This is a genomic window from Corynebacterium nasorum, from assembly GCF_030229765.1.
GTDB classification, from domain to species: Bacteria; Actinomycetota; Actinomycetes; order Mycobacteriales; family Mycobacteriaceae; genus Corynebacterium; species Corynebacterium kefirresidentii.
Window position 1 is genome coordinate 12,562 of the sequence record NZ_JASPGY010000009.1, and the last position, 19,648, is coordinate 32,209.

Annotated in this window: 17 protein-coding genes; 15 read left to right on the plus strand and 2 right to left on the minus strand. The window is 58.3% G+C overall.

What is annotated here, in order from left to right; genetic code table 11:
• Nucleotides 1-10 precede the first annotated feature (10 nt).
• Nucleotides 11-934 carry a Sir2 family NAD-dependent protein deacetylase gene (locus tag QP904_RS09855; RefSeq protein WP_284835989.1) on the plus strand — a complete coding sequence of 308 codons (924 nt, stop codon included), beginning with the start codon at nucleotides 11-13 and terminating at the stop codon, nucleotides 932-934.
• Here QP904_RS09855 and QP904_RS09860 read toward each other — a convergent pair whose 3' ends face one another.
• The gene (locus QP904_RS09860; protein ID WP_284835990.1) at nucleotides 935-1,924 is read right to left on the minus strand and encodes a lipase family alpha/beta hydrolase; all 990 of its coding nucleotides are present in this window, start codon (nucleotides 1,922-1,924) and stop codon (nucleotides 935-937) included.
• A 534-nt stretch (nucleotides 1,925-2,458) separates the two neighbouring features.
• On the opposite strand from QP904_RS09860, the gene kdpF reads away from it, so the two are divergent.
• The 13 genes from kdpF to QP904_RS09925 all read left to right on the plus strand — a co-directional run bounded on the left by kdpF (nucleotide 2,459) and on the right by QP904_RS09925 (nucleotide 17,799).
• Complete coding sequence (kdpF, locus tag QP904_RS09865) at nucleotides 2,459-2,554, plus strand: K(+)-transporting ATPase subunit F (RefSeq protein WP_005328272.1); 96 nt, start codon at nucleotides 2,459-2,461, stop codon at nucleotides 2,552-2,554.
• Nucleotides 2,551-4,266, plus strand: a complete 1,716-nt coding sequence (kdpA, locus tag QP904_RS09870) for a potassium-transporting ATPase subunit KdpA (protein ID WP_284835991.1) — start codon at nucleotides 2,551-2,553, stop codon at nucleotides 4,264-4,266. Before kdpF ends, kdpA begins: the two co-directional genes overlap by 4 nt.
• Before the next feature lie 11 nt (nucleotides 4,267-4,277).
• On the plus strand, nucleotides 4,278-6,326 hold the full coding sequence (gene kdpB / locus QP904_RS09875) for a potassium-transporting ATPase subunit KdpB (protein WP_284835992.1): 2,049 nt from the start codon (nucleotides 4,278-4,280) through the stop codon (nucleotides 6,324-6,326).
• Between the two features lie 17 nt (nucleotides 6,327-6,343).
• Nucleotides 6,344-6,895 (plus strand): potassium-transporting ATPase subunit C, encoded by a 552-nt coding sequence (locus tag QP904_RS09880; RefSeq protein ID WP_284798804.1) that lies wholly within the window; start codon nucleotides 6,344-6,346, stop codon nucleotides 6,893-6,895.
• A 12-nt stretch (nucleotides 6,896-6,907) separates the two neighbouring features.
• Nucleotides 6,908-9,502, plus strand: coding sequence for an ATP-binding protein (locus tag QP904_RS09885; RefSeq protein ID WP_200288424.1), 2,595 nt, complete (start codon nucleotides 6,908-6,910; stop codon nucleotides 9,500-9,502).
• Complete coding sequence (locus QP904_RS09890; protein ID WP_200288998.1) at nucleotides 9,495-10,208, plus strand: response regulator; 714 nt, start codon at nucleotides 9,495-9,497, stop codon at nucleotides 10,206-10,208. Before QP904_RS09885 ends, QP904_RS09890 begins: the two co-directional genes overlap by 8 nt.
• A gap of 884 nt (nucleotides 10,209-11,092) precedes the next feature.
• Nucleotides 11,093-12,241: an MFS transporter gene (locus QP904_RS09895; protein ID WP_284835993.1), complete on the plus strand. Its 1,149-nt coding sequence runs from the start codon at nucleotides 11,093-11,095 to the stop codon at nucleotides 12,239-12,241.
• 233 nt (nucleotides 12,242-12,474) lie between these two features.
• Nucleotides 12,475-13,878: an AMP nucleosidase gene (gene amn / locus QP904_RS09900; RefSeq protein WP_284835994.1), complete on the plus strand. Its 1,404-nt coding sequence runs from the start codon at nucleotides 12,475-12,477 to the stop codon at nucleotides 13,876-13,878.
• Nucleotides 13,879-13,951: 73 nt separating this feature from the next.
• Complete coding sequence (locus tag QP904_RS09905) at nucleotides 13,952-14,464, plus strand: phosphoribosyltransferase (protein WP_005326355.1); 513 nt, start codon at nucleotides 13,952-13,954, stop codon at nucleotides 14,462-14,464.
• A gap of 21 nt (nucleotides 14,465-14,485) precedes the next feature.
• Entirely contained in the window at nucleotides 14,486-15,967 is a 1,482-nt protein-coding gene (locus tag QP904_RS09910; protein WP_284835995.1) for a SulP family inorganic anion transporter, read from the plus strand.
• Between the two features lie 285 nt (nucleotides 15,968-16,252).
• Nucleotides 16,253-16,753: a ferritin gene (locus QP904_RS09915; protein WP_284835996.1), complete on the plus strand. Its 501-nt coding sequence runs from the start codon at nucleotides 16,253-16,255 to the stop codon at nucleotides 16,751-16,753.
• Nucleotides 16,754-16,835: 82 nt separating this feature from the next.
• A complete protein-coding gene (locus QP904_RS09920; protein WP_200288422.1) occupies nucleotides 16,836-17,189 on the plus strand; it encodes a hypothetical protein in 354 nt (117 codons plus the stop codon).
• Nucleotides 17,190-17,202: 13 nt separating this feature from the next.
• Entirely contained in the window at nucleotides 17,203-17,799 is a 597-nt protein-coding gene (locus QP904_RS09925; protein WP_200288421.1) for an HAD-IA family hydrolase, read from the plus strand.
• Here the strand turns inward: QP904_RS09925 and QP904_RS09930 are convergent.
• Complete coding sequence (locus QP904_RS09930; RefSeq protein ID WP_200288420.1) at nucleotides 17,782-18,915, minus strand: ROK family transcriptional regulator; 1,134 nt, start codon at nucleotides 18,913-18,915, stop codon at nucleotides 17,782-17,784. The genes QP904_RS09925 and QP904_RS09930 overlap by 18 nt on opposite strands.
• 108 nt (nucleotides 18,916-19,023) lie before the next feature.
• Here QP904_RS09930 and QP904_RS09935 point away from each other — a divergent pair, with 108 nt between their 5' ends.
• Nucleotides 19,024-19,593 (plus strand): LOG family protein, encoded by a 570-nt coding sequence (locus QP904_RS09935; protein ID WP_034656137.1) that lies wholly within the window; start codon nucleotides 19,024-19,026, stop codon nucleotides 19,591-19,593.
• Nucleotides 19,594-19,648: the final 55 nt, after the last annotated feature.

Consider the following 19,648-nt stretch of genomic DNA (forward strand, 5'->3'; position numbering starts at 1 on the left):
CATCGGGAGCATGGATCCAGCCGTCTCCCTTGCGCACCAGTCCGCGCTGCGCTCGATCGCCCGAGTGGTAGAGGAATCGGCGCCGCATACGGAGCCAGGGAGGGCTTTAGGGGACGTCGTCAAGCAGCTGCGCGAGGGCCCAGTGATGGTGCTAACGGGGGCTGGGGTGTCGACGGAGTCGGGCGTGCCGGATTATCGAGGGCCGCGCGGCTCGCTGAGTAGGCACCGGCCGATGACCTATCAGGAATTTCGCCACGACCCGGCCGCGAGCCATAGGTATTGGGCCCGCAGCTTTGTGGGGTGGCGGGTCATGGATTCTGCGGCGCCGAATCGCACGCACTACGCGCTCGTGGAACTGGAGCGCGCCGGGCTGATTAATGGCGTGGTTACCCAAAACGTTGATGGACTGCATAAACAGGCAGGGACCGCGAACTTGGTGACGCTGCATGGCGATATGGAAACCGTCGTGTGCCTGATGTGCGGATATCGGGAGGCGCGGACGCATTTCGATGCGCGTTTGGCCGCAGCAAATCCGGGGTACTTGGAGCGCCTAGTGGTGGAGGCAGACCAAGTGAATCCGGATGGTGACGTGACCCTGGATGAATCCGACGTGGCGGCGTTTCGCATGGCCGGATGCGAGCGGTGTGGATCGGAATTATTGAAACCAGACGTCGTCTACTTTGGCGAGCCCGTGCCGGCTGAGCGCCGCGATGCCGCCTTTGCCATGCTGGGACAGGCGCGCTCGCTGCTGGTTGCTGGATCCTCTCTTGGGGTGATGAGTGGGTATCGCTTTGTGCTGGAGGCAAAGAAGCAGGGCAAGCGCGTGGCCGTCATCAATGGCGGGCCCGGCCGGGGTGATCAGAAGGTGGATACGCTGTGGCGTACACAGGTGGGCCCAGCCTTTGACGCGGTTCTTGATGAGCTGGAGCTCTAACTAGCGGGGGATAGTCTCTACTAATTCCAAGATGGTGCGCACGATGGCGTGGACGCGCTTATCCATGGGCATATCCTCGTGCATGACCACTGCTCGGCGGTCGAAGTCTTGGACATAAATATTTCGCACGGTGCCCTCTGCGACGCCGCGGGGGTCGAGGAAGCAGGTTTCGGGTGGGACCACGACGGCATCAGACCGCGTGGCAATGCAGGTATAGCTCACCCCTGCTTCCAAGTCGCCATCGCGATTGGCCTCGCGTAACGCTTCGCTGCCGACAATTTGGTCCATTCCCGCCGGCCCAAACCAACCATCGATGACGGAGCGCATAACCGCCTCTTGGCGCGGGGTGCGAATGAGGCGGCTGACGATGCCTCCGTAAGTAGTTCCGTGGTTTGGCGCGCTGATGCACATCAGGTGGAGGACATGCTCGGCGCCGCCAATCATGCGCATCCAATAGCGGGCGAGGAGCCCGCCCTGCGAGTGGCCGATGAGGATGACCTTGTTCGCGCCGGTGACCATGCGCACGGTGCGGATATAGGCATCGAGTTGCTCGGCGGATTCTGCAAGGGGTTGGGTGGCGCGGCGGCCGTAGTCAGGGGCGAAGACCGCCCAGCCGTCTTGGCGCAGCTCATTGCCGAGGATTTGCCATACGCCCTTGGTATCGCAGGTGCCGTGGATGAGGATGACCGGCCAGGGGCGCTGTGCGGTAGGACGTGCGCCCCAGTCGTCTTCGAAGATCCCACGTGGCTTCATGCGTGCACCTAGCGGGAGGGTAGCGGCCGCATCGGCGTCGAGGGCGGTATCGCCGGGGCTGGTCTTTATCTTCTGCGCTTTGATGAGGTCCGCAATCTCGGCCGCGACCTCCTCGCGCAGTGCCGTGGCTTCGGCAGGGGAGGCGACACCGCGACGCGGGGAATCGGTCAATTCCTTCTCATTGGCACGCCAGAATTTGCGGAGTTGTTCGGAAATAGTGGATTTCAACTCAGCCATGGTTCCGGATTGTACTCGTTATTGCAGGTTAACTGTGTTTTTGTCAGGAGTTAAGAAATTTATGGGCAAACCCTTGACCATCCTACGAAAGGTTTATAAACTTAGGCTTGCCTAATCACGGGCGGTGCTTGCAGGAGGGTGGCTCCATTCCCTCCTTGGGTACCGAGAGATTAGTCATGGGGAGAAGGCCCGCCGATGCGCAGTCGGTGGGCCTTCGTTGTGGATAAAGGGCGGTTCCCGGCCTGAAGAAAAGGTGGCGCACAAGGGGTGTAAAGGAAATATAAAAATTGCGAGCGGGAGGCGTAAAGATAGCGCAAAGATTGCCTAGGGCAGCGGGGGTGTGGTCCTAACGTTTGTGCGTAGCAGGTGCTGCCTTGGTACCGGCACCTGGCAGGCATACCTGTCAGGCACAGGAAAGTTTCACTCGCACAAGGGGGTTTCCCACATGTTAGACATCGTGGCAATCCTGATAGCCATCCTGACGGTTGGCTGTCCCTCCGTCCTCAACGAGCTTCTGGACGGTGATGCATAACCATGAACACCATTACAGCGGTCATTGGCCTCGTCATTGTTGTGGCGTTGGTGACCTACCTCATCATTTCCTTAGTTGATCCGGAGCGTTTCGCATGATCGCCGGCGTTGGGGCGGTGTTACCGCAGTTCCTCGCCCTCGTCGTCTTGCTCGCGGCGGCATATGTTCCTTTGGGCAACTGGATCGCACGCAGCTACACCTCTGACAAGGACTGGGCGATAGAGCGTGCGGTGTATAAGGTCCTGCGCGTTGACCCAAACCGCGGGCATAACAGCAAGAATTACAGCCGTGCATTGCTTGGTTTCAGCTTGGCATCCGTACTCGTTCTTTACGCGGTGCAGCGCCTACAAACCGTTTTGCCTAGCTTTGGCAATTCCCGCTCCGCAGCGGTGGAACCGTGGATGGCGTTCAATACGGCGGCGTCATTCGTGTCCAATACCAACTGGCAGTCCTATTCGGGCGAAGAAACCCTGAGCAATGGTGCGCAGATGCTTGGCCTGACCGTCCAGAACTTTGCCTCCGCGGCTGTCGGCATGTGTGTGGCGGTTGCGCTCATTCGCGGTATCGGTCACTTGGGATATGGTCGTGACAAGCTGGGCTCTGAGAGCGGACAGCACCTCATCGGAAATTTCTGGGTTGACCTCACCCGCGGTTTGGTGCGCATTCTTTTGCCGCTTTCTCTATTGATTTCCTTCGTCCTCATCTTGGGCGGAACCATGCAAACCTTCGGGTCCAACCTGGTGAGCTCCGCGGGCGTGGATATTCCGCGCGCTCCGGTAGCTAGCCAGGGGGCAATTAAATTGCTGGGAACCAATGGTGGTGGCATCTTCGGCGCCAACTCGGCGCACCCTTTTGAGAACCCCACTGGTTTTACCAACCTCGTGGAAATCTTTTCTTTGCTGGTTATCTCTTTCTGCTTTATCCGTGCCTATGGGGTAATGCTGAAATCGCAGAAGCATGCCTGGACCCTGCTTGGCGTCATCGGCGGCATTTGGACCGTTATGGTTGCCTTGGTGGTATGGGCGCAGCACACTACCACCGGTGCGGCAGCCCAGGCTGCGGGCGGCAACTTGGAGGGCATCGAACAGCGCCTAGGTATTGACGCTTCCGCACTCTTTGCGGTGTCTACTACGGGCACTTCTACCGGTGCGGTCGATTCGATGCACGATAGCTATTCACCATTGGGTGGCGGCTTGTTGATCCTCAATATGCTCCTGGGCGAAATTGCACCAGGCGGCGTGGGCACTGGCCTCTACGGTCTGCTGATGGTGGCAATCCTCGCCGTATTTATCGGCGGCCTGCTCGTTGGGCGCACACCGGAGTTTATGGGCAATAAGGTCGGCCGCAAGGAAATCTCCGCGGTGAGCCTGTACATCCTCACCATGCCGGTCCTCGTCCTAGTAGGCGTGGGGGCATCGGTGGCTCAGCGCAAGCTGGTAGAGCTTTCCGCGACCAACTACGGCGCGCCGGGAACCCCGGATAACGCGCACGGTCTCTCCGAGGTACTTTATGCCTTTACCTCGGCGTCAAATAATAACGGCTCGGCCTTCGCGGGCCTGACGGTAACCGAGCCCTGGTGGCAAGTCACCCTCGGTATCGCCATGCTGCTGGGCCGCTTCCTCCCCATCGTCTTCACCCTGTATTTGGCGGGCAGCCTAGCCGGTCAACGCCGGCAGGCCACTACCGCCGGCAGCTTGCCGACGTCCGGCGTGACCTTCGCGCTGCTTACCATCGGCGTCATTGTGTTGGTCGCCGCCCTTACCTTCTTCCCCGTTCTTACCTTGGGTCCCATTTCGGAGGCACTCTCATGACAACACCAACTATGACCACTGAGCAACCCACTCCCCAGCGCTCTGCCACCAAAAACAGTGGGTTGGCTGCGGCAGCGTTTAAATCGTTGCCGCACAAGATGTCCCCGCTCGCCCAAGCCCGTAACCCCGTCATGTTCGTGGTGTGGGTAGGCGCCGCGCTGACTACCCTGTGGTCCATCTTTAGCCCCAGCGTTTATGGCTGGGTGGTGACCGTATGGTTATGGTTTACCATTGCGTTCGCCGCGTTCGCTGAGGCATATGCCGAAGGCCGCGGTAAAGCCCAAGCGGATAGCTTGCGCGCCGTGCGCGATGACGCCACCGCGAACCTAGTTACCGATGGCGGCATCGAGGTCATTGCCGCTTCTGAGCTCACCAAGGGCGCTATCGTGCGCGTGGAGGCCGGAGAGACTATCCCGGGCGACGGCGACGTCATTGAAGGCGCGGCAACCGTCGATGAATCTGCCATTACCGGCGAGTCTGCTCCCGTGGTTCGCGAGGCCGGTGGCGATCGCTGTGCTGTGACCGGCGGTACCGTGGTCTTGTCTGATTCCATCCTGGTACAGATCACCTCGGAGCCGGGATCTACCTTCGTCGATACGATGATTGCCTTGGTGGAGGGAGCGGAGCGCCGCAAGACCCCGAATGAAATCGCGCTGAGCATCCTCCTGTCTACCCTGACTATCCTCTTCCTCATTGCGGTTACCGCACTGGCCCCAATGGGGTTGTTTACCGGCGCGGAGCTCTCCCCGCTCTCGCTGGTGGCCCTGTTGGTCTGCCTCATCCCAACCACCATCGCTGCCCTGCTATCCGCAGTGGGAATCGCGGGAATGAACCGCCTCGTGCACCACAATGTTCTGGCTACGTCCGGACGCGCGGTGGAGGCGGCGGGAGACGTAGCGACCCTACTCATGGATAAAACCGGCACCATCACCTATGGCAACCGGCAGGCTACCGGGCTTATCGTTGCGCGCGGTGTCGATGAGCAGGAAGCTGCGGAGATAGCCCGCGTTGCTTCGGTTGCCGATGAGACCCCGGAGGGTCGCTCCATCGTGTCGTGGTTGACCGAAAACTATCACCTTTCTACCGAAGCAGGAGAGGAAGAAAAGACCGCCGAGGTCATTCCATTTAGCGCTTCTACCCGCATGTCTGGGCTTGACCTGAGAGACCGAAAGCTGCGTAAGGGTGCCGGCGACGCCGTGCGCCGGTGGGTAACTGAAGCAGGTGGCGACTGGCCACAAGAAATTGAAGACTCCGTGACCCAGATTGCTGAAGGCGGTGGAACCCCGCTGCCCGTTGCTGTGGAAGAATCCGACGGCACCCGCAGGGTTATTGCGGTGGTACAGCTCAGTGACGTCGTCAAGCCGGGCATGGCGGAGCGCTTCGCCGAACTGCGCCAGATGGGCATCAAAACCATCATGGTGACCGGCGATAACCCATTGACGGCAGCGGCCATTGCGAAAGAGGCAGGCGTCGATGATTACATCGCGGAGGCCACCCCAGAAGACAAGCTGGCCAGGATCCGCGAGGAACAGGCGCACGGCCGCATGGTCGCTATGACCGGTGACGGTACTAATGATGCACCAGCGCTGGCGCAGGCGGACGTGGGCGTGGCCATGAACACGGGCACCTCTGCAGCGAAGGAAGCCGCCAATATGGTGGACTTGGATTCTGATCCGACCAAGCTTATCGATGTCGTGCGCATTGGCAAGCAGTTGCTCATCACCCGTGGGGCGCTTACCACCTTCTCTTTGGCCAATGACTTAGCGAAGTACTTCGCCATCTTGCCGGCCCTGTTTTCTACCCAGCTTCCGCACCTCGAGCGCCTCAACGTGATGCACCTGCACTCGCCGCAATCCGCCATTGTGTCTGCAGTGGTATTCAATGCGCTCATCATCGTTGCTCTTATCCCATTGGCGCTCAAGGGCGTGGCCTATAAGCCGGCCTCCGCCTCGTCCCTGCTACGCCGTAACCTGGGCATTTGGGGACTGGGCGGCGTGATCACCCCATTCCTAGGCATCTGGCTCATTGACCAGGTAGTCAACCTGCTTCCAGGTATGTAGAAAAAGAAGGACCAAAAATGCGTGTCTATTTTCGTAACCTCGCCGCTGGATTCGTAGCCGTACTATTGTGCGTTATCGCACTGGGAATGATTTATCCCGCTGCCGTGTGGGGAATCTCCCGCATCAAGCCGGACTCCGCCGAGGGCAACCTCATTTACCAAGGTGATTGCCTAGCTGGCTCGACCCAGCTGCAAGATGGTCAGACCGAAGGCCCGTACTTTTTCCCCCGTTCCGAAGGCATGAGCAATTACGGCGCTAGTAGCTCCGAGCTAGAAAAAGCCGTGCAGGAGCGGCGCGGGGACATCGCCAAGCGTGAAGGCGCCGCTCCAGAAGATGTTCCCACCGATGCGGTAACCGGTTCCGGCTCTGGTGTCGACTCTGGCATTAGCCCTGCGTACGCTGAACTACAGGCTCCACGTGTCGCACGAGAGCAGGGGATGAGCACCGAAGAGGTGCGAAGCCTCATCGAGGACAACACGGAGCATGCCAGCCTCGGGTTCCTGGGCGAAGACGCAGTTAACGTCACTACTCTCAACCGAGCACTGCCCCTTCCACCGTCCTGCTCATAAGATGAGTGCCATATGAACGACAAGAAAGTTCCGGCGCGCACCAAGCGTGGCGCTTTGAAGATCTACCTCGGCGCGGCGCCTGGGTCTGGTAAGACCTGTGCAATGCTCAACGAGGCGCACGGCCTTGTGCTGGCCGGCCGCGATGTGGTCATTGGCATCGTGGAAGATCATGGGCGCGAATTCACTCGGGCGCTGTGTGATGGCCTTGAGACCATCCCGCGGCGCCACGCTGCCGGGCTATCCACCGGAGAACTCGATACTGCAGCCATCATCTCGCGCCAGCCGGAAACCGTTCTGGTCGATGAATTTGCCCATTCCAATCCGCGCGGTGAGGAACACGCTAAGCGCTGGGAGGACGTAGAGGAACTCCTAGCCGCAGGAATCGATGTGATTTCTACCCTGAACATCCAGCACCTCGAAAGCCTCAATGACGTAATAAAGCAGATCACCGGTATTTCCCCGCAGGAGACGGTGCCAGACGAGGTGGTGCGTGCGGCGAATGAGATCGAGTTGGTGGATGTATCCCCGCAGCTCTTGCGCACCCGCTTGAGTGATGGCCAAATCTATAAAGAAGCACGCATTGCCCCAGCGTTGAATAATTATTTTCGGGTGGGCAATCTGACTGCACTGCGGGAGCTTGCCCTGTTGTGGTTGGCGGACCAGGTTGATGAGGCTCTCGCGTCCTACCGTTCTGAACAAGACATTACTGATACCTGGGAAGCGCGGGAACGGGTGGTTGTGGCCATTCAGAACGTCGCGCATGCAGAACTGCTCATTCGCCGCGGGCGCCGCATCGCGTCCAAATCCTCAGCCGAGCTACATGTGGTCCACGTAATTTTTGGGGATTCCTTTTCTTCCGGTGAATCTTCTGTTGCAGGTTCCGCTCAACAACTGGCCAAATTACAATCCTTGGCTCAGGACGTGGGTGCCCGTTTGCATCAGGTCACCGGTGACTCGGTGCCAGAAGCGCTGCTTAATTTTGCCCGCAGCGTCAACGCCACCCAGCTGGTCCTGGGGGTTTCACCACGGCGTCGCTTAGGCCTGCACTGGCGCGGCACCGTTGCTGAGGCCGTGTTGCGGGATTCAGGCAAGATCGATTGTCACATTGTTAATCTTCCGTCCGATAAACCCTCGCCTCTTTCACCACTGCTGCGACCATTGCATTCCCTTCCGCGCCGGGCGGTGTCTTGGGTGGGCGCGGCTGTCGCTTTCATCGCCTTGACCGCACTGTTGCAAGGCATCGACGGCTCGGCATTGGGAACAGGCACGTGTTCTGCTTTTTACTTTGCGCTGATCCTCCTCGTGAGCATGCTCGCTGGCCTGTGGCCGGCGGTAATTATTGCGTTTGCCTCGGGCTTGGCGGTCAATTGGTTCTTTACCGAGCCCCTGTACACGTTCGATATTGCTGAGCCGGCTAACGCTGTCATCCTCGTGGTCATGGTAGCCATTGCCCTGGCCGTGGGCCTACAAGTGCGGCGCACCAAAATAGAGCACCATAATGCGGCCATTGCCACGCGCGATGCTGAGCTCTTGACGGTCTTTTCCCGCGCAGCCCTCAACCGCCGTGCGGACGTATCTCCCATCGACGCAGTGCTTCGCAAGGTAGGAGAGACCTTCGGCTGCCATAAGGCCGTGCTTCTTGACGCCTCCGGGGACATACTCTCTACCTGGCACGCTTCGGCGGCCTCGCCCCGGCAAAGTAGACACCTGCATATCCCCGCAAAGACTCATAAACGTGAGGTAGAAACGTTGGTCTCCAGCGAGGACACTACGGTCCAGATTGTGATGGAAGGCCCAGCGTTATCCGCCCGCGACCGTGCTTTGGTGGCGGTTGTGGCAGGCTATTTAGCCGGCATAGTGCGCCGCGACAAGCTTTCGGCTGAAGCCGCACGTGCCGATGCCATTGCTGCCGCTGATGAATTGCGTCGTGCGCTGCTATCGAGCGTGAGCCACGATCTGCGCACGCCCCTAGCAACGGCCAAGCTGGCTGTGTCCTCTTTGCGGAATTCCGAAATCGAATTCACCCCAGAGGATCAAGAAGTACTACTGGCGGAAACCGCGGCTAGCATCGATCAACTCACGCTGCTCGTGACCAACCTATTGGATCACTCGCGTTTGAGTGCAGGAGCGGTAACTGCACGCCGGGATACTGTGGAGTTATACGAGGTAGCCAATCGGGCTATTGCTTCCTGTGCCTTTGGACATAGCAAGGACCAACTTGGTCGCATTCATATTGGTTCTGGACTCCGTGGCCGCACCTGTTGCGCGGATAGCGTTTTGCTGGAACGCGTGCTGGCGAACCTATTCGATAACGCTTTGCGCTATGCGCCGAGCGGACCAGTCAACGTTGATGCGCAGGTTACAGATGAGCGCGTGGAGCTGAGTGTGAGCGATGAAGGGCCGGGAATTTCACCAGAAAAGCAGCAGGAGCTTTTCCAAGCTTTTCAACGCTTGGGCGATACCAGCAATGACAACGGGGTGGGTTTAGGCCTCTCCGTCGTACGCGGATTTGTGGAGGCTATGGACGGTACTATCACCGTAGAGGCCACTCCAGGAGCGACCTTTATCCTGAGTTTCCCGCTGCGGGAGGAGAAAAGCCATTACTGATAAGAAGGCCACGATTGTCATCGTGGATGATGATCCGCGTTTGCTTACCACCTTGAGCATTAACTTCAAGGCGCGTGGATATGAGGTGTATTCAGCCAGCACCGGGGCGGAGGGTCTGCAGGTGGTCTCCCAGCATCAGCCCGATGTGGTGATTTTGGATATGGGTCTGCCGGATATGGATGGGCGGGAGGTCCTCGATGGGATTCGAGGGTGGTCAGCAATTCCCGTTCTGATTCTTACGGCCCGGTCCGATCCCCTATTTAGTGCCTCGGCCCTAGATCGCGGTGCTGATGATTATGTGACCAAACCCTTTTCTATGGAAGAGCTCTTGGCCCGCGTGCGCGTGGCTTTGCGGCATGGCAGCCCGCAGCAGCCATCTGCCCAGCGGGAAGCCACGATGGTGCGGGCGGGCGATGTGCTGATCGACGTCCCTCGACACTCCATCACCAAGGCAGGAAAGCCCCTTCACCTGACCCCTACTGAGTGGGGCGTGCTTACGACGCTGCTGCGTGCCCACGGCGGTTTGGTGCGCAAAGAAGACCTCCTCGCAGAGATTTGGGGCCCGGGATTCGAAGGGCAAAGCCACTACCTGCGCATCTATACCTCGCAGCTGCGCCGCAAACTGGAAACCGATCCCTCTGATCCCCAATATCTCCTTACTGAACCCGGGTTGGGATACCGCTTTGTTACCTCCCCAGAAGTCTAGGAGTAGCTGACGCCATTTTCTGCAGGGAACTACTCTTGCAGTGGCAATTCTGTGCAGTGGAGGGGTGCGAGTTGGTATCCATAACGCTTATGCGTCGAGGGCTTCGGTGTGCCCTGCGCATTTAACCAACTGCAAGCGCGTAAGAACTAAACATTTCAACTGGTCACCAGCGATTGTTCGTTCTCTAAATCATTTCTGGTGCTGCAGATTAGTTGCTTTTCCCTGAAGGGGTGACGGTGTCTGTCATGCTTTCCTGACCAAAGAACCTTCGAGCATATTTTTGGGTAGAAGGGTCTATTAAATCAAGCTACGTTGTACGCACCGTTAGAAGAAGGAATAGGGCTCTCTACTTTCATAAACTTGGCTCGATTTATTGTGCCAACGTTGAAGGTTATGAATTAGAGACGTCTGGGGTTGAAAGCTTGGTATCTAAAAATAGAGCTCCTCAAGACTCCGGTGTTCATTTATCGCTGTCTGGGTGGGGCTTTATCTGCGCACCTGCATTCGTGCAAGAAATCTTGCACGAATCTCTCGGGTAGCTTACTGTGGTCGATCGTTCAGGAATTCTTGCACGATTGGAGTTGTAATGAGCCCACGAAAGTATGAGCATCCGGCCACCGAGGACCTTGAATTCGTCCGTGTTCTGGCTGCGGTAAGTGATCCCTTCCGGTTAGAGATGGTTAGGCGCCTGGCAGACGGTCAGGAGCACGATAGTTTGACGCTCGCTGATGACCTGCCTCGATCTACCCTGACCTACCACACTCGGCAGCTGCGTGAAGCCGGTGTGACGTGGACAAGAAGCCAGGGACGAACTTGTGTTATCTCTTTGCGCAGAGGCGATCTAGACGAACGGTTCCCTGGTTTGCTCGATATGGTGATTTCGAATGCTTAAACAGCTGTGGCCGTTAGTTTTGGGCAGTGTAGCGCTCGGATTGGACGCATATGTTATCGCTGGGCTGCTATCACAGATTGCAAACGACTTGGGTACAAGTGGCAGTGTGATCGGCTTGGGCGTTACCGCCTTTACCGGCGCGTACGCAATATCTGGTCCGCTGTTCTCGGGTAGGGCAGGCAAAGATCCGCGGAGTGGTCTGCTTGGAGCTGTTGCTGTGTTTTCTTTGGCGAATGTCGTGACTGCAGTTTCGCCTACAGTGAGCGTTTTTCTCGTGTCGCGCTTAATCGCAGGTGCAGCAGCGGGAATTTATTCGCCGCTGTCCTCAGCCGTAGCGGGGATGTCTGTCCCAGCAAAGTATCGCGGGCGCGCACTGTCAATGGTGCTGGCTGGCTTAGCGGTGGGAACTGTCGTGGGCGTACCGGTGGGATTGGGGGTAGCTAAACAGCTAGGCTGGAGGGCTACCATCGGTTTGGTCTCGGCCATTGGAATAGTGGCGTTAGCGGGTCTAGCGTTGCGCAAAGCGAGTGTGGTACCAGCTGTGCCCTCCTCCTCGTTGGGGCAGCGACTCCGAGTCATCGGCCGAGTGGATAACTTCCTGACGACCTTAGTTACTTTCTTTGTGGGAGTGGGTTCGCTGGGCTTGTACACCTATATTCCTGTAGTGCTTGATCGTGTGCAGGTAGACACCATTGCTGGCATGTGGGTCTGGGGTATCGGCGGGGCAGTGGGTGCTTTTGGGATTGGGAGGGTGCTTGACAAGGTTAATAGTTCACGCAAACTAACGGTCACTATCATTGCATTACTCGCGACTGATTTCGCTCTACTGCTGCTCTTCCCTTCGAGCCACGTGGTGGCAGTGGTGTGTCTTTTTGCTTGGGGGCTTTTGGGGTGGTCGTCTATGGCGCCGCAGCAGCATTCGATGCTCAGTGCAAACCCTGATGAAGGGGCGACTGCTGTTGCTGCTAATGCATCTGCGAACTACCTTGGCTCGGCAGTCGGCTCCGCAGTGGGTGGATTACTGTTGCCCTCCTCCACGGGAATCCTGTTAGGAGCATTAGGTGCAGTCCTAGTAGGAATCGTCTGCAGTATTGGGGCCGGTGCCTCTTCTCGCTCTCATACTGGGGAAAATGTGAATTAGGAATACCTCGGATTGATGGGACGATGCCCGAATTGACATAGTCGAGCTCTTCGTCGCATTCCCTTTGAGACCTTTGCTTTGACACTCTTAGCAGCTAAAAGGACTGATCCTAGGTCTTCGATTTTCTCGCAGTAAATCATGTCAGTAGTGGTATCACTGAAGCTACCGCGGAAAAGAATAATGAAATGCGCGGACCGCTGCCGCGCTGCGAAGTCCCCGCTACACTCGCGCTTATGACCGATCTGCAGCATGTCCACTCCGTTGATGAGGCGGTAAACCGCCTGATCAAGATTTACGAGAATTCCTGCGAGCTTGCGCGCAAGACTTTGGAATCAGGAAACCTTGATGACTATCGCTATGTGGTTTATCCCAAGGTCACGGTGGATATCCGCAAATGGCAGCCGATCGATCGTTCCGAGCCCTTCGGCTACGTTAACGAGGCCGGCAAGTACTCGGCGGTAATCTCCAAGCCGCACATCATTCGGGACTACCTGCACGAGCAGCTGACTCGCCTGGCGGGGAATTATCCGTGCGATATCTTTGTTGGCCAATCCGACCAGCGCATTCCACCGGAGTACATCAAGGACACAAGGAAAGCCCCGCAGGAACGCGGGCCTATTCCGCGTCCGACGCTGGATGAGGTCAATGATGCAATCATTGATGGCGAATGGGATGCCTTCCACGGTGCGGAAAAGCCGCTTTTTCATTTTGGCGCCCAGCGCTTTGATATCGCGTGTGCACGCATTGAGCACTATACCGGCATCGAGGTCGATACGGTGCAAAAATACATTTTGTTTACTAACTACGCGATGCACACCACCGAGTTTGTGAAATTCGGTTTGCGCGAGTTGACCAGGGAAGACTCGCGTTATACCGCCTTGGTGCTGCCCAATGGAGAGACCATCCACCCCAACGATGCGGTGGACCTCGATGTGGATGGTCTGACCTTGACCTCTCGCTTCCAAATGCCGCGCTTTGATCTGATTACTGCCGGTGGTGATGGCATCACAATGATCAATATCGGCGTAGGCCCCTCGAATGCCAAAACCATTACGGATTGCTTGGCGGTGCTGCGGCCGGAGGCCTGGATCATGATCGGCCACTGCGCTGGCATGGATGGGCGCATGCGCATCGGGGATTTGATTTTGGGCAATGCCTACCAGCGCAATGACCACATCTTGGACCAAAAGGTTGCGGCGACCTCTCCCATCCCGGCGATTCCGGAGGTACAGCGCATGCTCGAGTCTGCGGTGAAGGCGGTGTACGGCGACGATAATTCGCTCATGCGAACAGGCACGGTGCTCTCCACCGATGATCGCAATTGGGAGTGGCGCACTAACCGGGATTTGTGGGAGTGGCTGCGTACCTCCACCGCGGTGGCTGTCGATATGGAATCGTGCACGCTCGCGGCCAATGGCTATCGCTACCGCGTTCCCTACGGCACACTCCTTTCGGTCTCTGACCTGCCATTGCATGCGGTGCCGAAGCTGCCGGCCCAGGCGCAGGCCTTCTACTCCAACTCGAAGGAAGCTCACGTGATGTGCGCGGTGCGCGCGATGGAGCATCTAGCCGAAAATCCGGAGCGCCTGCGCACGCGCAAGCTGCGCCGGACTTTGGGCGAGGTTCCATTCCGGTAGGTGCCTTTTCTTTGGCAGGCAGTGCTCGTTAAACTACAAAGAAATCCCATGACGCAAAAGGAGCCACACAATCGTGACTGAAAATTGGATCCACCCGGACCGGGAAAACCTCACCTGGGAGGTCTTCGGCGAGGCGAGCCGTAACCTGTCGGAACAGATTGTGGAATCTGGTTGGTTCCCTGACCTCATCGTGGGCGTCGCCCGCGGCGGCCTCATTCCAGCTGGTGCTATCGGTTATGCCATCGGTGTGAAGGCCATGGGCGCTATCAATGTGGAGTTCTACACCGATATCGGACAGACCTTGGAAGAGCCGATCATCTTGTCCCCGCAGCTGGACACGGATTCGCTAAAGGGCAAGAAGGTACTGGTCGTAGATGACGTCGCAGACTCCGGCAAGACCCTGGATCTGGTGGTTAATCTGCTTAAGGAAACCGCAGACGAGGTGCGCTCGGCCGTCATTTATACCAAGCCGAAGACCATTTTTGAACCGGACTTCTCGTGGAAGAAGACCGATCAGTGGATCAACTTCGCCTGGTCTGTGCTGCCAGTTATTACTGCAGATGGCTCCTTTAAGGAAGGCTCCTAAAGTCCACTAGGATGTGCAGGCGTGATTAAAGAACAGCCTGCCCCAACCGGCGTCATCGCCAGTTTCCGTTATGCATTTTCTTCGCCCGCTCGTCTGCGCAAGGAAGTCTTTGGCGGACTCGCGGTGGCGCTTGCTTTGATCCCGGAGGTCTTAAGCTTTTCCATCCTTGCGGGCTTGGACCCGCGGGTGGGATTGTTTTCTTCCGTCGTCATGGCAATGTCCATTGCCTTTACCGGTGGCCGGCCGGCGATGATTTCCGCAGCGGCCGGCGCGGTGGCGCTCGTTGTCTCTCCGCTCGCGCATGAACATGGGCATGACTACGTGGTCGCCGCGGTGCTCTTGGCGGGAATCATGCAGGTGGTGCTGGCCGCGGTGGGCGTCGCCAAGCTTATGCGTTTTATTCCGCGCTCGGTGATGACGGGGTTTGTGAATGCCCTGGGAATCATGATGTTTACCACGCAGCTGCCGCACCTTACCGATGTGCCGTGGATGGTCTATGTGCTAGTGGCCATTGGCCTAGCCATCATGCTGGGACTACCGCGGCTGACCACGGTGATTCCCGCCCCGCTCGTTACCATTGTGGTGGTCAGCATTATTGCGGTCGCGGCCGGGTGGAAGGTCCCCGATGTGGCGGACCAAGGCGAGCTGCCTACCTCGCTGCCGGGGCTTTTCGTGCCGGGTATTCCGTGGAACCTGGATACCGTGCGGCTTATTGCGCCCTATGCCTTTGGCATGGCGTTGGTGGGGCTCATGGAGTCGTTGCTGACGGCGAAGCTGGTGGATGATATTACGGATACCCACTCCGATAAAACGCGCGAGTCCTTTGGCCAGGGCGTGGGTAATATCCTCGCCGCGGCCATTGGCGGTATGGGCGTGTGCGCCATGATTGGCCAGACCATGATCGGCGTGAAGGCATCCCAGGCGCGCACGCGCTTGTCGACGTTCCTCGCGGGCGCCTTCCTCCTCATCCTTTGCCTTCTTCTGGGCGAGACCGTCGGCCGCATTCCGATGGCTGCCCTGGTGGCGGTGATGATCATCGTGGCCGCAACTACGGTGGATTGGCACTCGGTTCACCCGCGCACGCTTAAGCTCATGCCGCTATCAGAAACGCTGGTGATGCTGGTGACGGTCGTAGGCACGCTGGCTACGCATAACTTGGCGGTCGGTGTGGTGCTCGGCGTGGTGACCGCATCCATTGGCTTTGCTCGCCGCGTGGCGCATCTGGTGGAGGTAAAACAAGTAGGCGATGCCGAGTATACGGTGCGTGGCCAGCTGTTCTTCGCCTCCTCCAATGACTTGGTCTATGCCTTTGACTACACGCTGGACACCCAGCGCGTGGTGGTAGATATGACGGAGGCCGAGGTATGGGATGCCTCTACGGTGGCGACGCTGGATGCGGTGCAGAAGAAATACGCCGAGCGGGGCATCGAGGTAGAGTTTCGCGGCCTGGAGGGAGCTAGTGCGCAGCGCCTTAATCGCCTTAGCGGCCGCCTAGGTGACTAACATCACATTTGTGGACTGGGGTGCGGGGGCTTAAGTAGTAGGCGCCGAACTGACCTTGAGTTCGCGTTGGTGTAAATGCAAAGGATCCGCGATGACCTCGCGTTCTTAGGGGAACTTTGCCTGCGTGTGGTGGCAAGCTTTGTCTTGGCTAACTTAGGTTATCCAATCTAAAAAAGCGTAATGACGTGCAAGTTTACTTAAGTAGGCCTTGCTGGATCGCAGGGGAATCTTCGGTAGTGTGGTGTTTAGCACTTATTGATTTCCCTGCACAGAAAGGTTTTTACAATGGACGAGAAACTGCAAACCCTCCTGAACAACCAGGTCATTAGCGAGTACGGCGCTTCCATGGTCTATACCCAGTTGGCCTTCGAGATGGACAACCTCTCCTTCCCGGGCATGCGCGATTGGTTCATGGGCCAGGCCGCTGAAGAGCGCGTGCATGCCGAAAAGATTGCGGACCATTTGCTCTCCCGCGGTTATCGCGTAGAGCTCAATGACATTCCGGTTGGTTCGGTGAAGGCCGCTAACCCGCAGGATGCTTTCCAGGCTTCCCTGGAGCACGAGCAGAAGGTCTCCGAGGAAATCCGCACCATCGCTCGCGCGGCGCTGGACGCACAGGACCTGGAATCCCGCCAGCTCGTTGACTGGTTCCTGAGCGAGCAGGTGGAAGAAGAAGCTACCGTTTCTGAGATTCTGGATCAGATCAAGCTGGTAGGAAATGACGGCTCTGGCCTGCTACGCATCGATGAGCGCTTGGCTGGTCGCACCGAAGGTGGCACTGCCTAAGCGCGCCTGGGTGAATAACAAACCCATCAAGATTTAGAGCAATCCTCCCACGGCACTGCAGTGCCGTGGGAGGATTGCTTCTATGTCAACACAACGCAAGGCTTTCTGTGCCATGACGCTTTTGATCCTGGCGCTTTTTCTCATCGTGGGAGCGGCGATTATGTCCACCCACGTGGCCTTGGGGGTATTCCTGACCACTGCGGCGCTCATGCTCGGTCCATTCGCCGGGCTCGCGCTGCTGGTGTACGGTGCCGCGGGAAAGCGCGGCTTGGTTACTCGCTCGCTGTATAGCCTTGGTGGCATGCTGCTCATCGGTGCGATCGGCGGCATTTTCGCCTTGTCTATGGAACAGGTCTCCGCGATGCTGCCCGTTTTTGTGGCCGGCGCCGGTGTGGGAATCGTAGCCGTGCTGACCCAGGCGCCGAAACGCGCATAAACTGGCTCTCGTTATGCCCAAACTCCTTTTTGATATGTATGGCGTGCTCATGCGCCCGGCTACCCCAGAAAGTCATGCAGCCTTGGAGCGCCTCCTCGCGCCATCCGATGCCGAGGCGATGTGGGAGGCCTACGGGTTTTATCGCCCGGACTATGATGCCGGCATCTTTAGTGATAGCCACTTTTGGAATGAGGTAGCGGCCCGCGCAGGGTTGGGGGAGATACCCGTCGCGGAGGCGGTAGCGTGTGAAAACCGCGGTTTGCTGGAGGCCGACCAGGGGATGGTCGCTTTGGTCAAGGGGCTTATCGGGGAAGGCTATAGTGTAGGCATTTTGTCCAATATTCCCACCACGCTGGCGGGGCAGGTGCGCGAGAAGCATACCTGGCTGGAGGACTGTGCGGCGGTGACCTTCAGCTGCGATATTGGGCTGGCAAAGCCGCACCCAGAGGCCTATCGCGTAGCCGTGGATGCGCTGTCCGCGCAGCCGAAAGATACCTATTTTTTTGATGACCGCATCGACTACGTGGAGGGCGCTAGCTACTGCGGGCTCAATGCCCACCTCTTTCGCGGCATCGACTCGGTACGTGAGGTGCTAAGCACACTGGAGTGAGCGGCCTAGCTCCAGCGGTTGGCGCAGGAGCTGGTCGGCGGCCACGGTGCGGGCTACCGCGCGGACAATCTCCTTATGGCTGGGGATCATGCGCAGCTGCAACTCATCGCCTGCGGAGGCGCGGACGGTGGCGGCGAATTGCTTGGGGGCCTTCGGGTCGTCGGTAAACGCGCCGCCGGCGATGACCACGGTGGCCGGGGAGTGGGCTTTGACCAGTTCCGCGGTGATGGTGCCCAATTGGCGGGCGCGCTCGTCCAGAATGGTGCGGACGGTGGGATTGGATTCGGCGATTTGGGCGGCCTCGGTAAGCGAGGCAGCCTTCACCCCCTCCTGCCGTATTGCCTCGAGGATGTGCCGGGTGGCCAGTAGGTGCTCGGAGGCGCCGTGGCCAAGGAGTTCAGAGTGCGTTTGCGGCACGGGAATAATGGGGCTGACCTCGTCCTCGACGGAGAGTGCCGAGCCGATGGAATCATCCGCGAAGAGCACCAGAACGCGCTCGCTGGTGCCAATCTCGGCCGCCTGGGTTTCGGACCCCAAAATAGCTGGGATCGCGGAGGAGACTACTACGGGTACGCCGAACTGGAAGCGCAGGCGTTCGGCGATGTCCACGCCGTGCCAGTTGAGGTTTTCTGCGGTGACCAAGCCGTTGTCATCCACGGTGCCGGAGGTGGTCACGCCGAGGGAGACCAAGCGGTGGTTCAGGTTGGTCATCATGCGATTGATGCCGGCCATGATGTGCTCGAGGAAGTCATCCTCGCTGAGGTTTGCTACCGGCGTGGCCAACTCTTCTTCGCTTAAGGTGCGGCCCTTGATGTCATAGAGGCCGATGTAGGTCTGCTTAGTGCCCACGGAGATGCCGCCGAGCGCCCAGTCATTATCGGCCGCCTCAAGCGGTACAGTTGGCCGGCCGCGCCCACGGGACTGGGTGAGGTCGGTGCGTTCCTGGATGAGGCCCGCGTTGAGTAGGGAAGTAGTAGCGCGCGTGATGGTGGGCTGGGAAAGTCCGGTGGCTTCCACCAACTCGCTCCGGGTGATGATCGGGTTCAGGCGCACCAAATGGAGGCACTTTGCGGCCGGCGTGCGGGGCCGCGTGAACACTGGGCCAGATTTGATCATAAAAAGGAGTATAAGCATCCCAGACTGCTTTGTCTAACCTGATAAAAGTTTCATGTACCGAATAGTCTAAAGGTGGTGGTGGGAGCGCAGATATCTATGCTGGAGAGCATGCAGTCAGTAGCGGTTTATTGTGGTTCAGCAACAGGAAACTCCCCGGCCTATACTCAGGCGGCACAGGAATTGGGCACCGAACTGGCCCGACGCGGCCTGAACCTGGTGTATGGCGGCGGCAATATCGGCTTGATGCGCGAGGTGGCGCAAGCCTGCTTAGCCGCCGGCGGCACCGTCACCGGCGTGATGCCGCAGTCACTGGTGGATCTAGAGATTTCCCACCCCGGCCTGACCACCCTAGAGGTCGTGGGCTCCATGGCTGAGCGCAAGACCCGCATGGAGCAGCTTGCCGATGCCTATATTTGCCTCCCCGGCGGCGTTGGCACCCTTGAAGAACTTACTGAGGTACTCACCTTGCAGCAGCTGGGCCACATCCGCGGCCCAGTAGGCCTAGTTAATACCGCGGACTTTTGGCGCCCCTTCTACGCCATGTACGCCGCCATGGCCGAATCCGGTTTCATCCTGCCGCGCTTTGTAGACGCGCTGGTAATGAAAGAGAAACCGCAGGACATCCTGGATGAATTCAGCCACTGGAGCTATCCCGGCACAAAGTGGGACAACGATTAGTTAACAAGTTCACAACTTCATCCTCCCCGGGTGGCCTATAGCTGATACTTAGGGA

Coding starts and splice junctions, on each gene's coding strand:
- QP904_RS09885 (WP_200288424.1), top strand. CDS start 6,908: ATGAACGACAAGAAAGTTCCGGCGCGCACCAAGCGTGGCGCTTTGAAG.
- kdpB (WP_284835992.1), top strand. CDS start 4,278: ATGACCACTGAGCAACCCACTCCCCAGCGCTCTGCCACCAAAAACAGT.
- QP904_RS09880 (WP_284798804.1), top strand. CDS start 6,344: ATGCGTGTCTATTTTCGTAACCTCGCCGCTGGATTCGTAGCCGTACTA.
- QP904_RS09925 (WP_200288421.1), top strand. CDS start 17,203: ATGCCCAAACTCCTTTTTGATATGTATGGCGTGCTCATGCGCCCGGCT.
- QP904_RS09860 (WP_284835990.1), bottom strand. CDS start 1,924: ATGGCTGAGTTGAAATCCACTATTTCCGAACAACTCCGCAAATTCTGG.
- QP904_RS09855 (WP_284835989.1), top strand. CDS start 11: ATGGATCCAGCCGTCTCCCTTGCGCACCAGTCCGCGCTGCGCTCGATC.
- kdpA (WP_284835991.1), top strand. CDS start 2,551: ATGATCGCCGGCGTTGGGGCGGTGTTACCGCAGTTCCTCGCCCTCGTC.
- QP904_RS09920 (WP_200288422.1), top strand. CDS start 16,836: ATGTCAACACAACGCAAGGCTTTCTGTGCCATGACGCTTTTGATCCTG.
- QP904_RS09915 (WP_284835996.1), top strand. CDS start 16,253: ATGGACGAGAAACTGCAAACCCTCCTGAACAACCAGGTCATTAGCGAG.
- kdpF (WP_005328272.1), top strand. CDS start 2,459: ATGAACACCATTACAGCGGTCATTGGCCTCGTCATTGTTGTGGCGTTG.
- QP904_RS09895 (WP_284835993.1), top strand. CDS start 11,093: ATGCTTAAACAGCTGTGGCCGTTAGTTTTGGGCAGTGTAGCGCTCGGA.
- QP904_RS09935 (WP_034656137.1), top strand. CDS start 19,024: ATGCAGTCAGTAGCGGTTTATTGTGGTTCAGCAACAGGAAACTCCCCG.
- QP904_RS09930 (WP_200288420.1), bottom strand. CDS start 18,915: ATGATCAAATCTGGCCCAGTGTTCACGCGGCCCCGCACGCCGGCCGCA.
- amn (WP_284835994.1), top strand. CDS start 12,475: ATGACCGATCTGCAGCATGTCCACTCCGTTGATGAGGCGGTAAACCGC.